The 21,475-nt window shown below is 36.5% G+C and carries 26 protein-coding genes; 10 read left to right on the plus strand and 16 right to left on the minus strand.

The window, feature by feature from the left end:
* Positions 1-100: 100 nt before the first annotated feature.
* The 10 genes from ccoN (at position 101) to LS65_RS02220 (ending at position 6,518) form a co-directional block, all read left to right on the plus strand.
* Positions 101-1,564 carry a cytochrome-c oxidase, cbb3-type subunit I gene (ccoN, locus tag LS65_RS02175; protein ID WP_034361246.1) on the plus strand — a complete coding sequence of 488 codons (1,464 nt, stop codon included), beginning with the start codon at positions 101-103 and terminating at the stop codon, positions 1,562-1,564.
* Positions 1,565-1,578: 14 nt separating this feature from the next.
* On the plus strand, positions 1,579-2,319 hold the full coding sequence (gene ccoO, locus LS65_RS02180; protein ID WP_034361248.1) for a cytochrome-c oxidase, cbb3-type subunit II: 741 nt from the start codon (positions 1,579-1,581) through the stop codon (positions 2,317-2,319).
* Positions 2,316-2,561, plus strand: coding sequence for a cytochrome c oxidase, cbb3-type, CcoQ subunit (locus LS65_RS02185; RefSeq protein WP_084707888.1), 246 nt, complete (start codon positions 2,316-2,318; stop codon positions 2,559-2,561). Before ccoO ends, LS65_RS02185 begins: the two co-directional genes overlap by 4 nt.
* Complete coding sequence (locus LS65_RS02190; RefSeq protein ID WP_034361251.1) at positions 2,545-3,411, plus strand: c-type cytochrome; 867 nt, start codon at positions 2,545-2,547, stop codon at positions 3,409-3,411. The genes LS65_RS02185 and LS65_RS02190 overlap by 17 nt, the downstream gene beginning before the upstream one ends.
* Positions 3,412-3,421: 10 nt before the next feature.
* Complete coding sequence (locus tag LS65_RS02195) at positions 3,422-3,622, plus strand: DUF4006 family protein (protein WP_034361253.1); 201 nt, start codon at positions 3,422-3,424, stop codon at positions 3,620-3,622.
* A gap of 204 nt (positions 3,623-3,826) precedes the next feature.
* Positions 3,827-4,405, plus strand: coding sequence for a hypothetical protein (locus LS65_RS02200; RefSeq protein ID WP_094777070.1), 579 nt, complete (start codon positions 3,827-3,829; stop codon positions 4,403-4,405).
* Positions 4,406-4,421: 16 nt separating this feature from the next.
* Positions 4,422-5,066, plus strand: coding sequence for a hypothetical protein (locus LS65_RS02205; RefSeq protein ID WP_034361257.1), 645 nt, complete (start codon positions 4,422-4,424; stop codon positions 5,064-5,066).
* A complete protein-coding gene (locus LS65_RS02210; protein WP_034361259.1) occupies positions 5,063-5,362 on the plus strand; it encodes a hypothetical protein in 300 nt (99 codons plus the stop codon). Before LS65_RS02205 ends, LS65_RS02210 begins: the two co-directional genes overlap by 4 nt.
* Complete coding sequence (locus LS65_RS02215) at positions 5,362-6,108, plus strand: hypothetical protein (RefSeq protein WP_034361261.1); 747 nt, start codon at positions 5,362-5,364, stop codon at positions 6,106-6,108. Before LS65_RS02210 ends, LS65_RS02215 begins: the two co-directional genes overlap by 1 nt.
* A complete protein-coding gene (locus tag LS65_RS02220) occupies positions 6,099-6,518 on the plus strand; it encodes a hypothetical protein (RefSeq protein ID WP_236096593.1) in 420 nt (139 codons plus the stop codon). Before LS65_RS02215 ends, LS65_RS02220 begins: the two co-directional genes overlap by 10 nt.
* A gap of 19 nt (positions 6,519-6,537) precedes the next feature.
* Here LS65_RS02220 and LS65_RS02225 read toward each other — a convergent pair whose 3' ends face one another.
* From LS65_RS02225 to LS65_RS02300, 16 genes are all read right to left on the minus strand, one after another.
* A complete protein-coding gene (locus LS65_RS02225) occupies positions 6,538-9,492 on the minus strand; it encodes an FAD-binding and (Fe-S)-binding domain-containing protein (RefSeq protein WP_236096594.1) in 2,955 nt (984 codons plus the stop codon).
* A 42-nt stretch (positions 9,493-9,534) separates the two neighbouring features.
* Positions 9,535-10,263, minus strand: coding sequence for a hypothetical protein (locus LS65_RS02230; RefSeq protein WP_034361262.1), 729 nt, complete (start codon positions 10,261-10,263; stop codon positions 9,535-9,537).
* Between the two features lie 29 nt (positions 10,264-10,292).
* A complete protein-coding gene (gene coaBC, locus LS65_RS02235; protein WP_138129740.1) occupies positions 10,293-11,534 on the minus strand; it encodes a bifunctional phosphopantothenoylcysteine decarboxylase/phosphopantothenate--cysteine ligase CoaBC in 1,242 nt (413 codons plus the stop codon).
* 93 nt (positions 11,535-11,627) lie between these two features.
* Positions 11,628-12,122, minus strand: a complete 495-nt coding sequence (ftnA, locus tag LS65_RS02240) for a non-heme ferritin (protein WP_034361264.1) — start codon at positions 12,120-12,122, stop codon at positions 11,628-11,630.
* Positions 12,123-12,195: 73 nt separating this feature from the next.
* Positions 12,196-13,194, minus strand: a complete 999-nt coding sequence (gene pseB / locus LS65_RS02245) for a UDP-N-acetylglucosamine 4,6-dehydratase (inverting) (RefSeq protein WP_034361265.1) — start codon at positions 13,192-13,194, stop codon at positions 12,196-12,198.
* A gap of 17 nt (positions 13,195-13,211) precedes the next feature.
* Complete coding sequence (mrdA, locus tag LS65_RS02250) at positions 13,212-14,999, minus strand: penicillin-binding protein 2 (RefSeq protein WP_084707889.1); 1,788 nt, start codon at positions 14,997-14,999, stop codon at positions 13,212-13,214.
* Positions 14,996-15,364 carry a hypothetical protein gene (locus tag LS65_RS02255; protein ID WP_236096595.1) on the minus strand — a complete coding sequence of 123 codons (369 nt, stop codon included), beginning with the start codon at positions 15,362-15,364 and terminating at the stop codon, positions 14,996-14,998. Before LS65_RS02255 ends, mrdA begins: the two co-directional genes overlap by 4 nt.
* 47 nt (positions 15,365-15,411) lie before the next feature.
* Positions 15,412-15,882 carry an N-acetyltransferase gene (locus LS65_RS02260; protein ID WP_034361268.1) on the minus strand — a complete coding sequence of 157 codons (471 nt, stop codon included), beginning with the start codon at positions 15,880-15,882 and terminating at the stop codon, positions 15,412-15,414.
* Entirely contained in the window at positions 15,872-16,528 is a 657-nt protein-coding gene (gene yihA / locus LS65_RS02265; protein ID WP_034361270.1) for a ribosome biogenesis GTP-binding protein YihA/YsxC, read from the minus strand. Before yihA ends, LS65_RS02260 begins: the two co-directional genes overlap by 11 nt.
* The gene (gene lptA, locus LS65_RS02270; protein WP_034361272.1) at positions 16,521-17,000 is read right to left on the minus strand and encodes a lipopolysaccharide transport periplasmic protein LptA; all 480 of its coding nucleotides are present in this window, start codon (positions 16,998-17,000) and stop codon (positions 16,521-16,523) included. The genes yihA and lptA overlap by 8 nt, the downstream gene beginning before the upstream one ends.
* Positions 17,000-17,527 (minus strand): hypothetical protein, encoded by a 528-nt coding sequence (locus tag LS65_RS02275; RefSeq protein WP_034361273.1) that lies wholly within the window; start codon positions 17,525-17,527, stop codon positions 17,000-17,002. Before LS65_RS02275 ends, lptA begins: the two co-directional genes overlap by 1 nt.
* Entirely contained in the window at positions 17,508-18,002 is a 495-nt protein-coding gene (locus tag LS65_RS02280; protein ID WP_034361275.1) for a KdsC family phosphatase, read from the minus strand. Before LS65_RS02280 ends, LS65_RS02275 begins: the two co-directional genes overlap by 20 nt.
* Positions 17,999-18,607 (minus strand): imidazoleglycerol-phosphate dehydratase HisB, encoded by a 609-nt coding sequence (gene hisB / locus LS65_RS02285; protein WP_034361972.1) that lies wholly within the window; start codon positions 18,605-18,607, stop codon positions 17,999-18,001. The genes LS65_RS02280 and hisB overlap by 4 nt, the downstream gene beginning before the upstream one ends.
* A 17-nt stretch (positions 18,608-18,624) precedes the next feature.
* Positions 18,625-19,515, minus strand: coding sequence for a septal ring lytic transglycosylase RlpA family protein (locus LS65_RS02290; RefSeq protein WP_034361277.1), 891 nt, complete (start codon positions 19,513-19,515; stop codon positions 18,625-18,627).
* Between the two features lie 14 nt (positions 19,516-19,529).
* A complete protein-coding gene (locus LS65_RS02295) occupies positions 19,530-20,678 on the minus strand; it encodes a lytic transglycosylase domain-containing protein (protein ID WP_084707890.1) in 1,149 nt (382 codons plus the stop codon).
* Positions 20,679-20,688: 10 nt separating this feature from the next.
* Positions 20,689-21,468, minus strand: a complete 780-nt coding sequence (locus tag LS65_RS02300; protein WP_034361975.1) for a TatD family hydrolase — start codon at positions 21,466-21,468, stop codon at positions 20,689-20,691.
* Between the last annotated feature and the right edge of the window lie 7 nt (positions 21,469-21,475).

Genomic DNA, 21,475 nt, shown 5'->3' on the forward strand with positions numbered 1-21,475 from the left:
CTTAAAAATTTTGTTATTTTTTGATTAACTTTTTAAGGTAGCTATAACTTCAAACACATTAGAATCAGCTCGCATTTAAATCAAAATTAAGGAGACTGCAATGCAGACAAACACGCTCGAGTATGATTACTCAATTGCTAAGTTATTTGTTTTTTCTGCAATGGCATTTGGTTTTGTGGGACTACTCATTGGGGTAGTTATTGCATTCCAAATGGCATTTCCGGATTTAAACTATTTAGCTTCAGAATATGGGACTTTTGGTAGGCTTCGACCTCTTCACACTAATGGTATCATCTATGGTTTTACGCTTAGTGGAATTTGGGCTTCGTGGTATTATTTAGGACAAAGGGTGCTTAAGATTACCTACAAAGAGCATTGTTTCTTGCGTGCAGTAGGCTTAGCACATTTTTGGATTTACATCGTGCTTATGGCTCTTGCAGTCATTTCACTTTTTGCTGGTTTGACACAATCAAAAGAATATTCAGAGCTTATTTGGCCTCTTGATATTATGGTTGTTGTTGTATGGGTATTGTGGGGTGTGAGCTTATTCGGTAGTATGGGTGTAAGACGCGAACAGACAATTTATATCTCATTGTGGTATTTTATCGCTACATTTGTTGGTATTTCTGCGCTTTATATCTTCAACAACCTTTCAGTTCCAACTTATTTTGTTGCAGGTATAGGAAGTATTTTACATTCTATTTCTTTCTATGCAGGAACAAATGACGCGATGGTGCAATGGTGGTGGGGGCATAATGCCGTTGCATTCGTCTTTACTTCAGGTATTATCGGGTTAATCTATTACTTCCTTCCTAAAGAATCTGGACAGCCTATATTCTCATATAAGCTTACATTATTCTCATTCTGGGGACTTATGTTTATTTATATCTGGGCAGGCGGGCATCACCTTATTTACTCAACTACGCCTGATTGGATTCAAACACTCGGATCAGTATTCTCTGTCATTTTGATTTTACCTTCTTGGGGTACAGCTATCAATATGCTTCTTACTATGCGCGGACAATGGCATCAAATCAAGGAATCTCCAATGATAAAATTCCTTATTCTTGCTTCAACTTGGTATATGCTTACTACACTTGAGGGACCAATTCAATCTATTCGTTCAGTCAATGGTTTAGCTCACTTTACAGATTGGATTATAGGACACGTGCATGATGCTGCACTTGGTTGGGTAGGATTTATGGTAATCGCAGCTTGTTTCCATATGGTACCTCGTATCTTTAAGCGAGAACTCTACTCTAAAAAGCTTATGGACGCACAATTTTGGATTATGACAACAGGTATTATCCTCTACTTCTCAAGTATGTGGATTGCAGGTATTACACAAGGTATGATGTGGAGAGATGTTGATGCAAATGGAAGTCTTGTTTATAGCTTTATCCATACTGTTACTGCACTATTCCCATACTATCTTATTCGTGCAATTGGTGGCTTAATGTATCTCATAGGATTTATTATGTTTATCTACAATATTCTTATGACTATTTCATCAGGCAGGGTGCTTGAAAAAGAACCCCAAAATGCTACACCAATGGCAGCATAAAGGAGGAGTGAGAAATGTTTAGTTTTTTAGAAAAAAATCCATTCTTTTTTACGGTTGCGTTTTTATTGGTTTTTTCTATTGCAGGGCTTGTAGAAGTTTTACCCGGCTTTGCAAAAAAAGCTCAACCTATAGAAGGTTTAAGACCTTATTCTTTACTTGAAACAGCAGGACGACAAGTTTATATAGCTGAAGGTTGCTATAATTGCCATTCACAGCTTATTCGACCTTTTAAAGCTGAAACAGACAGATATGGCTCATATAGTCTTAGTGGTGAATACGCCTATGACAGACCATTCTTGTGGGGTTCAAAACGCACAGGACCAGATTTACACAGAGTGGGTGATAGCCGTAATGCAGTTGATTGGCACGATGGGCATATGAGAGATCCTAAATCTCGTGTACCAGGCTCGATTATGCCAGCTTATGAGCATCTCTATACAAAAAATGCTGATTTTGAGACTGCATTTGCAGAGGCTTACACACAAAAAGTTGTATTTAATGTGCCTTATGATATAGAAGGTGGAGTGCAAATTGGTGCGCAATCTTATGAAAAAGGCAATCCTGATACACTTGCAAAAGCAAAAGAAATCTTTATGCAAGAGGCTAAGGCTGTTGTTGATGAAATGATAAGCCAAGATGTAAAAGACGCATTTGAAAAAGGTGAAGTAAAACAAATTGTAGCACTTATCGCCTATATGAATAGTCTTGGACAATCTCGCCGTGCAGCGACACAATTATCACAGGCAGCACAATGATAGGAGAGTTCTTAATGAGTTTTATCATCAGCAATCAAAAAGAGATTTATCTCATCGTTACGCTTCTACTCGTAGCATTTTTGTATGGTTATGTTTATCATCTCTACTCCTCACAAGCTAAAGGCAAAAGGGATTATGAGAAATATGCCAATTTGGCATTAAATGATAATCTTGATGATGAACCCATTGAACCACGAAAACAAAAATCCAATAAAGGGGAACTAGATGAATTGGTCAGATAATATAACAACACTAGGGTTACTAGGTGCTTTTGTTATCTTGGTACTCACCATCTTTGTGATGGGGGTATATCTCAAAAAAATTAAAGATGGCAAAGCTGAAGGCGAAGATAGTGGCGAAAGCTGGGATGGAATTGGCGAGCAAACAAATAACCTTCCTGTTGGCTGGGCTGCTTGCTTTCTAGGTGTGCTCATTTGGGGCTTTTGGTATATCTTTTTAGGTTACCCACTTAATGCATATTCACAAATTGGCGAATACAACCAAGAGGTTCAAAATTACAATGAAAAATATGCTTCTACTTGGGCGAATCTCGACCAAAATGGCTTAAAAGATATGGGACAAAGCATTTTCTTGGTGCAATGCTCACAATGCCACGGAATTACAGCAGAGGGTATGGACGGAAAAGCACAAGATCTCACAAAATGGGCTAAAGAAGCTGGTATCATTGATGTAATTAAAAATGGTAGCAAGGGACTAGACTATATTGCAGGTGAAATGGCTCCTATTGAAATGAGTGATAGTGATGCAAAAGCCATAGCAGCTTATGTTATGCAAGATATTTCAAGTGTAAAACACACAAACTATCCACTTGAAGTTGATAAAGGCAAGCAGCTCTTTGCAGAACATTGTGCAGCTTGTCACGGAGACGAAGGCAAAGGTAATGGAGGCGGACTTGATGGTTTTGCTCCAGATTTGAGCAAATACGGTGCAACAAGCTTTCTTGCAGAAGTGCTACAAAAGGGTAAAAAAGGCGTTATTGGTATTATGCCTTCATTTGAATACGCTAATTTTGCACCAAGTCAAAAAGAAGCACTTAACGAATATATTCGTTCTTTAGATTCTGCAGAATAAGGAGGATGGTATGAATGGTTTATTTGGATTAAATGGCTTAACAGGCTTTATTATAGCAGTGGTACTATTGCTTAGCATCGTTGCAGGATTAGGCACTTGTGCTATCCTCACACAACAAAGTGTAGCAACATCATACTACAAAATTGAACACGTAGATTCAATCAAGCAAATCAGCACCGATAATGCTGAATATCGCAAAAGCACAAATTAGGAGGTTAGTATGAAACTTACGCTTATTGAAAAGATACTTGGAACGTTGATTGTCATTACTATCATTACAACAATCATCATTCCTTTTATTCCTAACTTCTTCTTGCATTTGGTTTAACAAATGCCTCACTTATTTAAGAGGCTAGTTTTAGCTAGCCTCTTTTTTTATATCTCTTTTTTGTGTGCAGATAAGCTAGATTCCCAAATGTCTTATGTTTCCGACAATCGTGATTGGCTTTTAGTTCCAAAAAGTGTAGAATTTGTGGAGATTCTCTCAAATGAGCTTTTCTCAAAAACGGGTTATTCATTGTATGTAGCCGTTGTTGATAAAACCCCAGAATCTCAACAAAATATCACTGATAAAACATTACCACCCAAAGAATTGGCAAAACTTAGACGCACTCAATACAAAGATTCTCTTTTGCAACATCTAAAAACGCCATATACACTTATTTTCTTTATGAGAAATGATGAGAAAATGGGTATTGTCAGCTCCGAACCTCATAAATATTTTGATGAAGACAAAGTATATTTTGAATATATGGTGCCGCTTTTACCAAAACAAAAAGATGAGGCACTCTCGCCCCAACTTGTATCGGCTGTTGTCCTTAATGGCTATGCACAAGCAGCCGATATGATTGCCGAACATTTTAATGTGAATCTTGAAAACAATATGTCTGTAGATGAAAGTGGGGGTAGAGATTTTGTGCGATTTAGTATGTATGCTATGCTCCTCATTATGTTTGGCATCATTGGCATTATTTATCTCACACGCAAGAAATAGTCATTAAGGAGTAAAAATGAAAGAAAAGAATTATTGGCCCCACGCTATTATAGGTGTGCTGCTTTTTGGTGTATTTATGGTAAGTGTATCTATCACTATTGCAATGAAAAATCCTATCCAAGATGAAAATACCTATTTTGCAAAAAAGCGTATTGTAGATGAGAATATTAATGAAATCATTAAAGAACAAACTCTCTTTAACAGCATTTATGATTACAAGATTTGGCTAAGTGATGAAAAAGGAATATATGCTAATAACAGCTTTGTTTTTCCATATTATACCCCAGCTAATCGTCCTGATATAAAAGCCAAGATACCAACAAGCATTATCTCTCCCAATGGGGTAAAGCTACATATAGACCTTCAGCGCAAGATTCTTCCAGATGATTATAAAATTGATAAAATACAGCTTTTTTTAGATTCTATGCACGAAGCAAATAAGATTCAAGATTTAGGTGAGCTAAGACCTTTAAATCTTGATAGAATTCATAATGATGCACTTTGGGAAAGTGAGATTCTTAACAATCTTCCTTTGGGGCGATGGAAATTTGTGCTTGAAATATCTTATAGCAGAATAGAAAAATATGTTACACCAATACAAAAAGCATATTTTGAATGTCAAGTCTTTATTAAAGACACACAACATTTAGAGTCAAAATGATCAAGCAACCTCAAAATTCACATCAAGCTTTTATGCTTCTTGATGCAGTTATGGGGATTTGTATTTGTGCAAGTGCTTTTGGGCTTGCCTTTAGCTTTCTCTACACATTTACAGCCCCAAAATCACCAACAACTTATGCAACCTACAAGCAGCTTTTTCTCGCTCCCACACATACGCTTACAAGCATTAGTCCGTATTCTCAACCTCATCTTGTCTATGAAGTTTTAGAACAAAGCTACACGATTCCCTCCACACTTGAAACATTACGATTTTATACACCCAATGCTCTACGCTAATGCCTACATATCGCCAATCACACAATGCCTTTTCACTTTTTGAAGCGATTGTATGCATTATCATTTTAGGTGTTATTGGTATTATTTGTAGCTCTATGCTTTTACAAATCAGCAAAAATATCTCCTATACAAAAGCCATAAGCGATTCTAGTCCATACATTGCTCTACTTAAAATTGAAAATATTTTGCAATACGCCATTATAGAATCCCTACAATCAAATGGGGCACCTCTTAACGCTCCTAGCTCCAATATCAGCTTTTCAAGCCTACAAGAATCTTTGCTTTTTGGAGGTGGAGTGAAAAATAGTCTTCAAGAAGTGCAAAATGATACACTTTTGCCCACTTTATCACTTGTCATAGATTCACATTACGATGAAATATTATATTTTAAACCACTCAAAGGTTGGCAAACTTCACAAAAGGCATATCTCATTACCCAGCCTAGAGAATCCTTTAAACCCTATTCTATTGCGCGTATTCACGATGATATTATCTATCTTGATAGGAAGCCTTTGCACTCACCTCACCTCATTCTTCCTATACAGAACCACACACTTACGCTACACGATAACATTCTATGGCTTGATAATGCACCGCTTATAAATGATGTATCCTCTTTTATTATTACGCCAATCTCCTCCACACAAGGCACTTTCCTTGAAATGCAACTTTGTGTAAAAGCCCCGATAAAAAATCATTGTGAAAATGGTGGTGTATGGCTTGATGAGATTGTAGTATGGCAATAATGCAACCTACAACGCACAAGAGACACTCCCCTAAAATGCGTGGTGGATTCTATCTTGTTTATGCAATTTTATTTATCCTCTCTATTGGGCTTGCTTGCGGATTCTACCTCAATCAATCCTATCAACGCTCCTATACCCATAACACGCTCCACGCTAAAGTTCAACTCCAACTCTACGCACGCTCTCTCAAAAATATGATTATGCTATGCCTTAGAGAACGCGACTTTGGAAGCTGCCAGAATCAAGAATTTTACTTGCCACAAAACTATCATTTCCGCACTGCCCTCACCAAACTTGATACTCAAAGCATACTCCTTGATATACACGGCTCTATCTTACACCCTTCAAGTAGCAATACCTTACGCGTTACAAAACGTTATGTCGTATTTATACCCACCAACTCCCCTTAAAATCTAAAATACCTAGATTCTAAGATTTTGCACTACTCACTTCATCGACCAAATACAGCAGATTCTGCCATACAATATCAGTTTTGTCATTTAAGCCAATCTCACAAGTGCTTGAGCTTGCAAATCCGCGTTTAATACCCTTAGATTGCAATGTGCTTTTATGTTTATCTGCATAAAATATCTGTAATTCTCTCAATGCGCTCTCATTGAGTTCAGGACACATAAAACCCTTATTTCCTGCAAAACCACAACATTGTGTCTTGCTATGTGTAATCACCTCACCGCTCACACAAGCTTTTGCAATATTTTCTAGCACACCATTCCACTTGCCTTTTTTAGTCGCGCACATTGCATAAAAAGCAATATCCTCATCTTTAGGTGTGATATTAAGCCTCTCTAATAACACAGATTCTACATATTGAGGCATATCATAAATTTTTAGCTTAGAATCTACTGCAATGGTGCGCACATACTGCATTATTTCATAGCTACACGCACTATGGTCGCATACTATGGCAACTTCACCATCTTTTTGCATAGCTTGAAATGTATGGCAAAGCTCCTGTGCCTTATGTAACGCACTTTCCTTATAGTCTTTATACGCCTTGCCACAGCATAGATTGCGTAAATTGCGCGGATATATCACGCTCACATTTGCTTTTTTACACACAGATTCAAATACTTCTTGCAAACTGCGCTTATCAAGGGCTTTTTTGCTTGGAGCAAAGGCACGATTGATACAAGTGCTAAAATAAATTACTTTCTCCACTTTTAATGTTGTTTTTTCATCTTGCTTTATCATTTTAGATTTCAAAGCATAATGATTAGCTTGGGGAAATGCTTTTGGCACATAAGGAGTATGCAAATTCCTGTGTGCCTTTAAACTCAAATCACTTATCACATTCGCACCAAAGGCAGAAAAAAGCGCATTATTCAAGCTAATGCCACTTTTAAGTATCTCTATCGTTGAGGCAAAATGCTTACTTGTTTGATTTGCTATAAATGTGCCAAAAGCCCCAGATTCAGCATTATGTGTAACCAAAGGTTTAAGTTCTAAGGCTATGCGTGATGTATCAATCTCTAGCGGACAAAGTGTAGCACACATTGAACAAGTCGCGCAAGTCTCGACACCATAGTATTTATAGCCTTGTTTAAGTTCATTGAGTATCTCCTCTTGCTCCGCATTCCTATTTGTGATATTTTCAAGTCTCTGTATTTCTTTACGCACGGCGATACGTTGTCGCGGTGTGAGAGTAAGCTCCTTGCTCGGGCATACCTTTTCACAGAATCCACATTCCATACATTGATTGATAAAATCCTCTACCTGTGTAGAATCTTTAAGATTCTGTAAATGAATTTGAGGATTATTAGAAATAATTACATCGGGATTGATAAGCCCCTGTGGATCAAAAATATGCTTGATATGACAATTTATCTCATAAGCCTTTGCTCCCCATTCTTTCTCCACAAATGGTGCAACCATTCTTCCCGTGCCGTGTTCTGCCTTTGTGCTTCCTTTAAGTGCTAACACGCTCTCTACCATAGCTTCCATAAATGCACCAAATCGCTCACCTTCACTCTTTTGCCCCAAATGTGGTGTTATGATAAAATGCACATTCCCTGAAAGTGCGTGTCCAAAGATAATACCCTCATATTTAAATTTTTCAAAAAGTCGTGTAATTTTTTCAATCCCTTTAGCAAAAGATTCTATAGGAAAACAAATATCTTCAGTGATAACAATACTCCCGCTTGGGCGCAAACTTGCAGAAAGAGGCAAAAGAGCTTTGCGGATTTTCCACCAAGAATCCATTTCTTTCGCATCACTACTAAAATGTGTTCCAAAAAGGCTAGGGGCTTCACTCAACAAATTACTAATAAAACTGATTTTAGATTCTAATCCCTTTTTTGTATTATCATCTAATTGCACCAAAAGCGCACATTGTCCTTTTTTAATACTATTAAGTTCTTTTGGTGCGCCCTCCAAACCTTTAGCCGATTTTAAACACGCATAGTCCATAATCTCTGCCGCACTTACCTTATCATCATTTTTTGCAAGAATTTGCACCGCTTTTGCTGCAGAATTTAATTCTGCATAAAAAAGTAAAGCGCACGCCTTAAAGGCATTATCTGGCACACACTCATACTCTACCCTTGATATAAAGCCTAAAGTCCCTTCTGCTCCTATAAAAATGTGATTTAAAATATCTTTTATAGAACCAAAATCAAGCAAGGCGTTGATACTATAGCCTGTAGTATTTTTAATAGCAAACTTACGCTCAATAAGCTTACAGAGATTCTTATCTTTTAGAATCTTTTCTCTTAAAGCTAAGAGTGCATCTGCTTTATCCTTATGAAATTGCAAAAAAGAATGTATATCTTCGCTTTTTTTTGCTCCCTCACTCGTATCAAGCACAAAGCCGTTGTGAAGTATTACACGCACAGATTTAATTGTGTTGTAGCTATTTTGCTTCACACCACAACACATACCGCTTGAATTATTAGAAAAAATCCCACCAATCATTGCGTTATTAATAGTCGCTGGATCTGGTCCAATTTTTTTACCAAATGGCTTTAGGGCATCATTTGCTTCACTCCCTATCACACCACATTCACAAAAAATACTTTCTGCATCAGGACTTATGTGTATATCCTGCCACCTCGCATTTGCCAAAACAAGCACAGATTCACTACAAGCCTGCCCACTTAAGCTTGTTCCTGCTGCTCTAAACGTAAGTGGTGCATTATATTTATCACTCAAAGCAAAAAGCTTGATAATCTCATTTTCATCAAATGCTCTCACAACCACGCGTGGCACATACGCATAACAAGAAGCATCAATACCATAGGCAAAGCGATGCAGATAATCTGTATAGATTCTCTCCTTGAAAATAGGAGTTGCTTCACGCACAAAGCCATCAAAATCTGGCACTTTATAGGAATCCTGCATCTCAAGCATTTGCGTATCTTTTGTCATTATCTTATCCTTTCTCACAAACTTTATACATTATAGCAAAGCCTAGCCCCTCACATCAAGTAAAGCTTCCTTATATTCATAAAGTGGTATAAGATGTGTATCTATAACAATTTTTCCTACTTTGAATCCGCGAAGTGAAGTAAGATTGCGTTCCAACAAAGACTTTGTGCTTTCATATAAAACTTTTAGCTCTAAAGTATTGCCATCTTTATATACACCAATTTCACCCTCTACAATCCCTAAAATAGGCATTATAGCACTAAAGCGAACTTTGTTTGTGCCACTTTTTTTCATTTGTAGCACCTCATCTTTTTCACTAATCACAAGGCTAAGCACACCTTGCTTTAATCCAAGCAAAAGATTGCCTAAAAATATAAACTCCTCTCTGCTGCTTGAATCTGCAAGCTTATGTGTCAAAAACTCCTTAAAACCTTCAAACATATCTTGTTGTTCCCCCATTTCCTGCAAATTTTGAAGAGAAAATTTTAAAGGTGCATTATGAAACATTTCTATAATTTTAGGTTGAGCAATGAGATTCTTTAATGCAATATGTCCAAGTGAGCTACGTCCCATCTCACCCCAATATCGCTCTCCCACATTGAGCTGTTTTTGACTTCTAGTTTCAATTTTTTGTGCCCCAATCTGCAAGAGATACATATCACCTTTTAATTTTGCAAGCACTTTGATGAGCATAGGCAAAGAAGCATTATAGGTCGTGGGTGTTTGTGCATTTTTAAGCGTAGCGGCAATTTTTTGAAGCCCACTTAACATAGAACCTAACCTCTTATGCTTTTTAACTTTTATATATCTTTAGAATCTTGTTGTGTGAGTAAGATTTCCAAAGATGCAGCAATACGCATTGCCACTTCAAATTTACTCCCACTTATTTTTTCTACACCTTGTGTGCTAATAAGTTTCATTTCATTTGTATCACTACCAAATGGATTTTGTTCATTTATAACATTAAGGCATACCATATCACATTTTTTTTGTTGCAACATACTCGTAGCATATTGCAAAGCGTGTGTTTCATCAACTTCTGCCTTAAAACCTACTTTATACGCTTTATGCGATGAAATAGATTCTAAAACATCGTTTGTTTTATAACATTGCAAAGATAAACTCTCTCCAATATGTTCCTTTTTGAGCTTACCACTTTGAGGTTTTGGCGCGTAGTCCGCAAGTGCTGCTGCCATAAAAACAATGGGTTTATTGACAGAATCTAATGTATCAAGCACCTTATGAATTGCCTCATTAAACTCACTTACACTCTCCACATTCATACATTTTATACCTAAAGGTAATGTGAATGGAAACGCGCTCGCAATGAGTGTTACCTCTGCACCAAGCATATACAAAGCCAAAGCAAGATAGCTTGCTTGCTTGCCACTGCTACGATTAGAAATATAACGCACAGAATCTATATTCTCCTTTGACCCCCCGCCACTGATGATAACATTGCGTTTATACCAAAATGTATGTTTTATAAGCCTCCTGCCAAGCATAAAAATAATCTCTTCCACTTGAGCAAGTGCTCCATTTCCTTCATCTCCACATACAAGGACACTTGAACGCGGAGGGATAATCTCATAGCCCATAGATTCTAATATGGCAAGATTTTGTTTAGTTTGAGAAGCATTAAGCATAGCAGTATTCATTGCAGGGGCTAAAAGTTTTGGCACACAACTTGCTAAAAGTGTAGAAAGCAAAACATTATCAGCAATGCCACAAGCAATTTTTGCGATAGTATTTGCAGTTGCTGGAGCAACAAGCACAATATCAGCCCATTTTGCATAAGAGATATGATTTGCACTTGTTTCTTGTGTGCTATACCAAAACTGATTATCATCGTGTAAAACAATATTATGACTTAAAGCTTCAAAGCTTAGTGGGGCAATAAATGCGCGAGATTCTTCACTCATCACAACTCTTATATGTGCGCCATATTTTGCAAGCTGCGAGATGCAATCAAGCATTTTATAAACAGCAATAGAACCACTTACAAGAATAAGAATATTTTTGTGAGTAAAGATATGGTGCATATGCTCTCCTTTTTCTTGTGTTTCCTATAACTTTAAACCTAGGAATCAAGTTAGATTCTATAAGAATCTAACATAAGGGAGCTTATTTTGAGGTTATTTTGAAGCAAGTTCTTTGATAAATCTATCGGCAAGATAAGGACCATCACCGCTTGAACCAATGAGTTTAATTTTATCTACAATGCCGCGGAAAAGTGCTTCTTCTTCGTGTTGCTCACTTACATACCATTGTAAGAAATTAAATGTTGGATAATCCTTATTTGTGAGCGTAAAATCTACAAGATCATTAATAGATTGAGTAATTTTTTGCTCGTGTGCATAAGTTTTTTCAAACACATCAAGCAAACTACTAAATTGAGATTCTGGAGCCGCCACTTGTGCGATATTCACTTTAGAATCTGTTTCGTTGAGATAAGTAATGAGTTTTTTTGCGTGTCCGCTTTCCTCATCAGCGTGTTGAAACAAAAATAATCCTGCACCATCAAAGCTATTTTCGTAACACCAAGAGCTCATACTTAGATAAAGGTTTGCTGCATACATTTCTTTTGCAATCTGTTCATTAAGCATTTTTACAATGTTATCTGAAATCATTTTGTATCCTTTAATGAGAATTTGAAAACTCGTGATTGTAAAATGTATTTTCTGATAAATTGCTTAAATTTTATCATTTTTGAATAATTTTGAGAATTTCATCATTTTTAAGCCACCAAGAATTACTATCGCTGCTATACTCGAAACCTGAACACACAGGCACTCCACATTCTCCCTTCAGTGTTTTATGATAATCAATAGGCATTTGGAAGCTAATGGTTGGCATAATAATAAAAAATTGTTCAAATTCCACACATAAATGTGAATCATCTTTTGGCACCATCACTTCGTGGAGTTTTTCACCCGGTCGTATGCCAATAATTTTATGCGGCAAATGAGGAGCAAGTGCTAGTGCTAGTTGAGTAATTTTCACACTTGGAATCTTGGGTATAAATATTTCTCCTCCGTGCATACGCTCTAAATTTTCAAGCACAAACTCAACGCCAGATTCTAAAGTAATAAAAAACCTACTCATACGCTCATCTGTAATAGGCAACTCTTTTGCACCTTCATTGATAAGCTTTTGAAAAAATGGGATAACAGAGCCGCGCGAACTTACGACATTCCCATAGCGCACCACACTAAATTTAGAATCTTTATTCCCCTTGATATTATTTGCTGTTACAAAAAGCTTATCAGAGCAAAGTTTTGTCGCGCCATAAAGATTAATAGGATTTGCCGCTTTATCTGTGCTAAGGGCAATAATATGCTTGACATTATTGCTTAAACACGCACTAATAACATTACTTGCGCCATCAATATTTGTTTTTATACACTCCATAGGATTGTATTCAGCAATAGGCACGTGTTTAAGTGCAGCAGCGTGAATACAAATATCTACGCCATCAAGTGCGCTCTCTAAGCGATTTTTATCCCGAACATCACCAATAAAATAGCGCATTCTTTTATCAGTAAAAACTTGTGCCATTTCGTATTGCTTTAATTCATCACGACTATAAACAATAATTTTCTTTGGATTATGATGCCTTAAAACACGCTCAACAAACTTTTTACCAAAACTTCCCGTGCCACCTGTAATAAGAATAGTCTTAGAATCAACTAAATGTCCCATATATCTTCTCCCAACGATTATTTAACATAGCCCAACTCTTTGAGTTTATTAGCGATTTTGACAAGTATAGGTCCGCCACTTCCGCCACTTCCGCCGTGTTCTATAAGGATTGTAACAGCATATTGAGGATTCTCATAAGGCAAAAATGCTGTAATCCAAGCGTGAGAACGATGAAAATACTCCATATCAGCTTCTTTTGTGCGCTGCTGTATATCTTGTGGAATACCTACCACTTGTGCAGTTCCTGTTTTACAAGCAAGACTTACTTTTGTGCCTTGTGTGCGATAATATGCAGTTCCACCAGGCACAGAGCACACCTGATACATACCTTTACGCAAAACATCAAGCTTAGATTTTTGCAAATCATTAAGGACATCTTTGACTTCAAAATCTGCACTTCTTCCATTAAAGTCTTTTGCAAAATGTGGTGTTACAAGTTTGCCCGATGCAATTAAAGCCGTGTAACGCACTATTTGCATAGGTGTAGCGAGAAAGTAACCTTGCCCAATGGAAGTTGTTAAAGTATCGCCAATATACCAAGTCTCACCATAGCGACGCAATTTCCACTCGGGCGTAGGTAAAATACCACTCACTTCATTTGGAATATCTACACCTGTTTTCTCTCCTATGCCCATTTGTTTTAGCACGTTTGCAGTATTTTCAACTCCTGCAGCTTGAGAGAGAATATAAAAATACACATCTACAGATTCTCTAATTGCCTTTATCGCATCTGCACTCCCGTGCCCTGAAGCCTTCCAATCACGAAATTTACGCCCACCAAATTCTATAAAAGGTGGTGTTTTAATTATTGTATTTTCGTGTATATTTGCAAATTCTAAAAAAGATAAAAGCATACCCATTTTAATGACTGAGCCGGGAGGATAACGCCCATAAACAAGCTTGTTAATCAAAGGTTTATATATATTATCTGTAAGTTCTTGCCAATTTTTATGGCTAATACCATCAACAAAATAATTAATATTATATTCTGGATAGCTCCCTGCTGCGAGTATTTCACCATTATGCACATCCATTACAATTACTGCACCATATTTATCAACAAACTCTCTATCAATGCTCTCTTGAAGCGTTAAATCAAGCGACAAACGCAAATCATTACGATGAAGCACATTGTCTTCTTGCAAAAGTTTGGTTTCTTTGTAAAGAGAATTGATTTGAGCCTTTCTGTATCCCACTTCGCCCTGTAAATAATTATTATAGGTTTTTTCTATGCCATCTTTACCAATAACCTTGCTATATTGAGAGAGAGGGTTATTTTGCATATCTTTATCATTTGCTTTTGACACATAACCAATGACGTGTGAAGCAGTGCTCTCGTTTGGATAAAAACGTTTTGTATTTGTCGTGATAATAATATAAGGTGAGCGTTTCAAATATGCATAGACTTTCAATATATCTGCATAGGGCACAAAACGCACAATTTCCACAGGAGCGTGATTATAGGCATGATTGTTTTTTTTGTAGAGTTCTAAAAGCTTTTCTTTATCAAGGTGAGGGAGGAATGATACAATGTAATCAATTTCAGATTCAATAATACTCTTATTACGAATCTTTGGAAGAAGCGCGATAGAAAAACCTAATTCATTAATAGCTAAAGGCTCATTATTTCTATCTATGATAAGCCCACGCATAGGAAGCAAAACATCAGTTTTGAGCGCATTTTTTTCAGCAAATTTTTGATAATACTCGTGATTGATAACATTAATAACAATTAAACGTAGCCCTATGATAGACCATACAAGCAACATAAAAAGAATAAAAAACTTATACCGGGCATTCATTATAAAAACATCACTATAACAATTTCGATAACAATATAATAAAGTATCATCATTATATTTGGTGCGATTGAGCTTCCCATAATTACATCAAGCAATAATGTCCCGATATATAAACTCACGTATGCCAATATCACGCAAGCTATACGAGTAGCACGAATTGTATTAAATACATACTGAATACGTGGAATCACAAATAAAGATAGAATCAAAAACAACACCAAAAGTGAGCCTATGGGAAGAGCGTTTTCTGATTCTATAAATGCCAAACCCCCAATAATAGCTAAAAATCTATATCCACCATCATCTTTGCCAAATCGTATAAAAAGCACCAAGCACACACCAATAAGCGGTGGTAGCCACATCTGCATACTTGCTATACTCTCATAAATATAAAACCCTAAAAAAAGGAAGAAACTTAAGAGAGTTTGTTTATAAGTGCTATTTCGTCGCATATTGGAAAATGTTTGCATTTGATACAATCTGCCCATATTTTGTGATTTGGTAAAAACGATTTTTCTATTATAACAAAACCTAATCTTTGAAACAAGTGTGCCCGATAAGTAAGTGTGAGAATCTCCTTTAACCCAAGCTTTTTTCCTTCTTCAACAGCTTCGCATACAAGCTTACTTCCTAATCCTTGAGCGCGATAAGTATCTTTTACAACCAAAGAACGCACTTCTGCTAATTCTTTGGAATAAATATAAAGTGCGCAAAATCCTGCTACTTCACCACTTTGAGAATCTTTTGCAAGATGATAAGAGCGGATAGCATTTGCCATTTCATCTTCACTTCTCTCTAAAATCACACCATTTTTTACCTCAATATTTACAATTTCACGCATAGCAGGAATATCTGCCAAAGTAGGTCTTACTATATCAAATGCCATTTTGCAATCCTAAAGTATAAGTTAAAATTTTTGCACGCATTTGCGCCACAGATGTCATTTTTCGATGATTCTTTGTATTTGCGCTAAAAATCAAACAATGTGTATTGGGCAGATTCTTGTCCTTATGAGAATCTATGCTATTTTTAAGCGCATTGAGTTCATTTTGGGTAAGCTTATCGGCTTTGGTATAGATTCTCAAAATATATTGATCATTATGGCTTATTTTTTCAAGCAAACCGCTCATTATTTGGTCTTTTTGTGTATTGATATGACGAGAATCCACCAAATGCAAAAAAAGCTTAAGGGATTGGCGCGTTTGTAAAAAATGAAACAAATGCTCCTCCCATTGTGCTTTGAGTGATTTACTTACTTTTGCATAGCCAAAACCGGGCAAATCAATAAAAGTAAGTGGAATGCGCTCATTTTCATAAATCCATAGAGAAGTAAAAAAATTAATAAGTTGTGTTTTACCCGGTGTAGCAGAGCTTTTAGCAAGAGGTTTATTTAAAATAGTATTGATAAAAGTGCTTTTACCTACATTGCTTCGCCCTAAACACACAATTTCAGAATCTTTAGGTGCTGGGGCATTGTTTGCGTTACTCGCAGAAATTAAAAAATGAGATTCTACAACCTGTATATCACTCATTAGCATTGTCCATTGTGAAAGTAATCACACTTGGCTTTTGATTTGAGCCTTTTATAGAAGCTTCTTCTGTAGTGGGATTAAAAACAATAAGATTGCCTCGAATGATGTTGTGCTTATTAGATTCTTCAATCATTGCATTATCAATAAGCCTATACTCATCTTTTTGCACATCATACATTGCTTTTTTTGCCCTGCCATTGACTTCTTTATTTGGCATTTTAGCGTAAAATCTCACATTGCCTGTGGCAGTGTATTTTAGTGGTTGATTTTTTTTATTTATCTCAATCACCACCTTATCCGCCCATAGCTTGTCCTCATCTTTTATCACAATCACATTGCCTGTAAGAATTGTCTCACCTTTCTTTAAGTCGCTCTGTATAGCATTTGCACTTACTTCTAGTTGCGCTGATGCACCAAAAACACATATATTCAAAAAAAGCAAACAACACAGCACATAATTGACAGAACGCATTATTTGCCACCTAATATAACTTTTATAGAATCTGCTTTAAATATATCTTGCAAGGCATTATAGTAAAGATTCTTTCCAATTGCGTGCGTTGAGGCATTATCAAGCGTGAAATCGCCCTTGCCTGTAAAAATGCGTGTGTTGTAATTATAACTTCCCCATTTGCTCCAAAAATTTAATCCATCTAAACGCAAATAATTCACACCTTGAGAGAATGTGTAGATTCTATTTTGGCTATGCACAAAGGGTGCATACATATACTCGTGCAATGTTTGATTAACTTGATTAATAAAAAGATCATAAATTTCTTCGTGTGATTCATAACGCAGTGCTTTAGTCCCAGATGAGACAGCCTGTGTATGTTGAGAGTTTGTAACATAAAGCATAAAATTTGTTATCTCAATGTTTGGCACTTCTTTCCCAATGGCTGCGTGAATTTCATTATCTTGTGTAAAAAATATGATACTACTTAAACTAAAACAGAGTAATGTAATAAAAAAAGCATAGATTCTATAAGAAATATTTTTCAAGCTTTTTATCCCCATTGTGCTTTAATACATCTTCTATCATCTCACGCACCGCGCCATTCCCACCACAAGATTTTAGAATCTTATATGCATATTTTTTTAATTCTTTTGCACCATTTTTTGGCATATAAGCAAATGAGCAGATTCTAAATAGAGGCAAATCATTTAAATCATCGCCAATACAAGCTACTTCTTTCTCTTTGAGATTTAATGTTTTAAGTAAATCCTTTAAAACCTGTCCCTTATCTTTTGCACCCATAAAAATATGCTCTATACCTAGCTCGCTTGCGCGTTTTTGCACAATGCTAGATTCCCTGCCGCTGATAATGGCACTTGCGCGTTGCATTTGACGATTCCATACGCTAATAGCTAAGCCATCTTTTATATCAAAGCCCTTTATCTCCTCACCACTTTGAGAAAAAAATACCTTGCCATCACTTAATGTGCCATCAACATCAAATACTAAAAGTTTTATCATAACACACCCTTAGTAGAAGGAGTGCAGATTCTAGGATTTGGGCTTAAAGCACGACGCAAAGCTACTGCAAAGGCTTTAAACATTGCCTCAATAATATGGTGGAGATTCTTGCCCCTTTTTAACACAATATGCACACTTAAGTTAGCATTAAAACACACTGCACGGAAAAACTCCTCTACTAGCTCTACATCAAGCTCTCCTACTTTGCCTTTAAATGGAAACTTATACGCATTTGTTTCAAAAACTAAAAACGCCCGATTACTCACATCAATATCACATTCTACACAAGATTCGTCCATCACCACGCTTGCATTACCAAATCGCTCAATACCTTGCGCTGGATAAATACCTTGTGCCAATGCTTGACCTAAGAGAATACCACAATCCTCAATGCTATGATGTCCATCAACAAAAGTATCACCCTTACATACAATCTCTAAGTCCATAAGTGAGTGCTTAACTAGAGATTCTAACATATGATTGAAAAAGCCTATATCACTTTGAATCTGTGCATTACCACTGCCATAAATAAGAAGATTTAAGCTAATGTCTGTCTCTTTTGTCTTGCGTGATTTGTGTATCACTTTTGTCTCTTGATTTTTCATAGCACTTCCCTTTATCATCAATCACGGATAAAAAATCCACCTTGAATTTGCGTGTTTTTCTTTAAAAAATCTCGTGCTTCTTTTTCACTTTGGAATCCTCGTAAAAATACGCGATAAATAGGTGCGCCATTAAGCTCAAATTCCTTAATCACACTTTGATATGGTGGATTATGCGAGAATCTCTCTTGTGTGATTTGCGCACCTTCATATCGCCTAAATGCTCCCACTTGAATAGCAAAATCTCCTCCACTCACTGACTTTGGAGTGTTTGCAACTTTAAATTCATTATTTAAAACATCATCACTTTCAACATTTTGCATTTTCATATCTTTATTAATCACACCGCCAAAGCCAATCACCTCTAAGCGCACCTTTGCTGTGCCAACTTTTACCATATCAATATCATTTGCAGCTGCCGAGCTTAAATCAATAATGCGCCCCTCCACAAATGGACCTCTATCGTTAATCCGCACAATCGTGCTTTTACCATTTTCTACATTGAGCACTTTAACAACCGTATTCATAGGAAAAGTCTTATGCGCTGCGGTATGTGCATACATATTATAAGTTTCACCATTTGAAGTTTTTTTTGCGTGAAAGTCTGGACCATACCAACTCGCATATCCATCAAATTTATCCCCAAGACTTACCTTTTCAGGATAATACCATTTACCTGCAACTTGATAAGGACGCATAGTCGCTTCTTGAATCGCAGGAGATTCTCTCATAGAATTTCCACCAATATTTGGTGTAATCCCTTGATTGAAAGCATCTAAATCGTCAAAACTATCATTAAAGCCCTTTGTGCTTTTGGCATTCTCATTCCAACCTGCATTTTTCTCTACACAACCGCTTAAAATAGCACATAATAAGCTAAAACAAACAAAAATACTTATATTATTTTTCATAATACTCCTTTATCCTATCTGCTATCAGCAATCGTTGTGGCTTTATTTTTAGAAACAGGAATGGTAAGTTGTTGGTTTGCAAAAATATTTGTGCCTTTAATGTTATTTATCTCTTGTATAGCTTGTATTGAAACTTTATAGTTTTTAGCGATTATACCAAGATTCTCACCTTGTTGCACAATGTGTGTGATATATGGAGATGTGTTTTGTTTATAGTGTTTCTCATTAAAGTTTCTTTTAAAATTGCGCAATTTGTCATATGGTAGATATACATTATAACGTTTATTGCCCTGTGGTAATGTAGAGCGGACAAAATGACGATTATATTTTTTAAGCTCACTTAATGGAATCTTTGCGCTTTGTGCAATCGTGCTAAGAGATACGCCACCCTTAACACTCACACTTGCTATACTATCAGTTGCCCCACGATTAAGGAGATAATCCGCATTTTGTGCCTTTAAAAAATCCACATCATTAAAAAGCAAGCTCATTGCTAAAATCGTGCGAATATAATTGCGCGTTTCAGCCGGAAGATATTGCGCCTCATCATCAAGCAATGTCTCAATACGCGTATCACCTCCCGCTTCCTCAATACCTCGTTTCAAACGTCCAGGTCCGCAGTTATATGCCATAGCAGCTAAATACCACTCTCCAGTTATTTCATAAAGGTATTTCAAATACTTTATAGCTGCTTCTGTGCTTCTTATAGGGTCTTTACGCTCATCAATATAAGAATTTATCTCTAACCCTAAGCTTTTACCAGTAGCAGGCATAATTTGCCAAATCCCTATGGCTTTTTTGGAGCTTTTAGCAGATGGGGCAAATTCAGATTCAGCCATAGCAAGAAATAAAAATTCTTGTGGAATTTCTTCTTTTGCCATCATATTTTTAAGTGTAGGGATAAATTCATAGCCATTTGCAAACTTTTGCATAAAGTATCGTGATTTCTCTTGCACTTTTTGCGCACGCGCACTATCGGCTACATTTATCATAAATGCAGTATGGACGCCAAATGAGTTTAAAACTTGATTTGTGCTTTTATTATGAGTAATCGCATAAAAATCACTGCTATCGCTCCATATATCATTACTCCATACATTGAGTGTGCATAGTGAAGTCAATATTACCGCAGATAAAGAATGTTTTAGAATCTTTAATGGCATTATGTATCCTTTAATTCATATCTTGAAAAAGTCTCATTGCATTTTGTGTGCTTAAACCCATAACCTCATCTTCGCTCATACCAAGCACTTGAGCAATTTGCTGCATAATCAATGGAATATAATGCGGCTCATTGCGTGTCCCCCTATGTGGGTGAGGTGTGAGATAAGGTGCATCAGTTTCAAGCACAATGCGTTCCTTTGGTATAAGTGGTAGCACTTCGATAAGTCGCCTTGCGTTTTTAAAAGTGCAAACCCCACCTATGCCATAATAAAACCGCTCACTTAATCCAAGCAAGATTCTATCTGCATTATAGCAGTGTAAGACTCCATAGGCATTTTTATACTCATTAAGAATCTCAAAAGCATCAGTGCTTGCTTCTCTAATATGCACAATAAGTGGCTTTTGAAGTTGCAAAGCAAGTTCAATTTGAGCAATAAAGCATTGCTTTTGTTGTGCTTTAATTGCCTCTTGTGTTTGGGCTTCTTTCTGTGATATTTCAGCTAAACGATAATAATCTAGCCCACATTCTCCAATAGCCACGCATTTATTATCTTGAGCATACTCTTTCAATACATTGTTATCAAACAAATCAATATCATTAGGATGCACACCCACTGCAAAATAGACATTTTCATATTGATGTGCGATGCCTAAAGCTTTTGGTAAAGTGCGTATATCTGCACCCGGAATAATAATTTTAGCCACATTTGCCTTATATGCGCGCGCAATAACCTCATCTAAATCACTCTCAAAGCTTTGAGAATCTAAATGACAATGTGTATCTATCATATAATCA

This window comes from Helicobacter japonicus (assembly GCF_000762845.2).
Lineage (GTDB): Bacteria > Campylobacterota > Campylobacteria > Campylobacterales > Helicobacteraceae > Helicobacter_C > Helicobacter_C japonicus.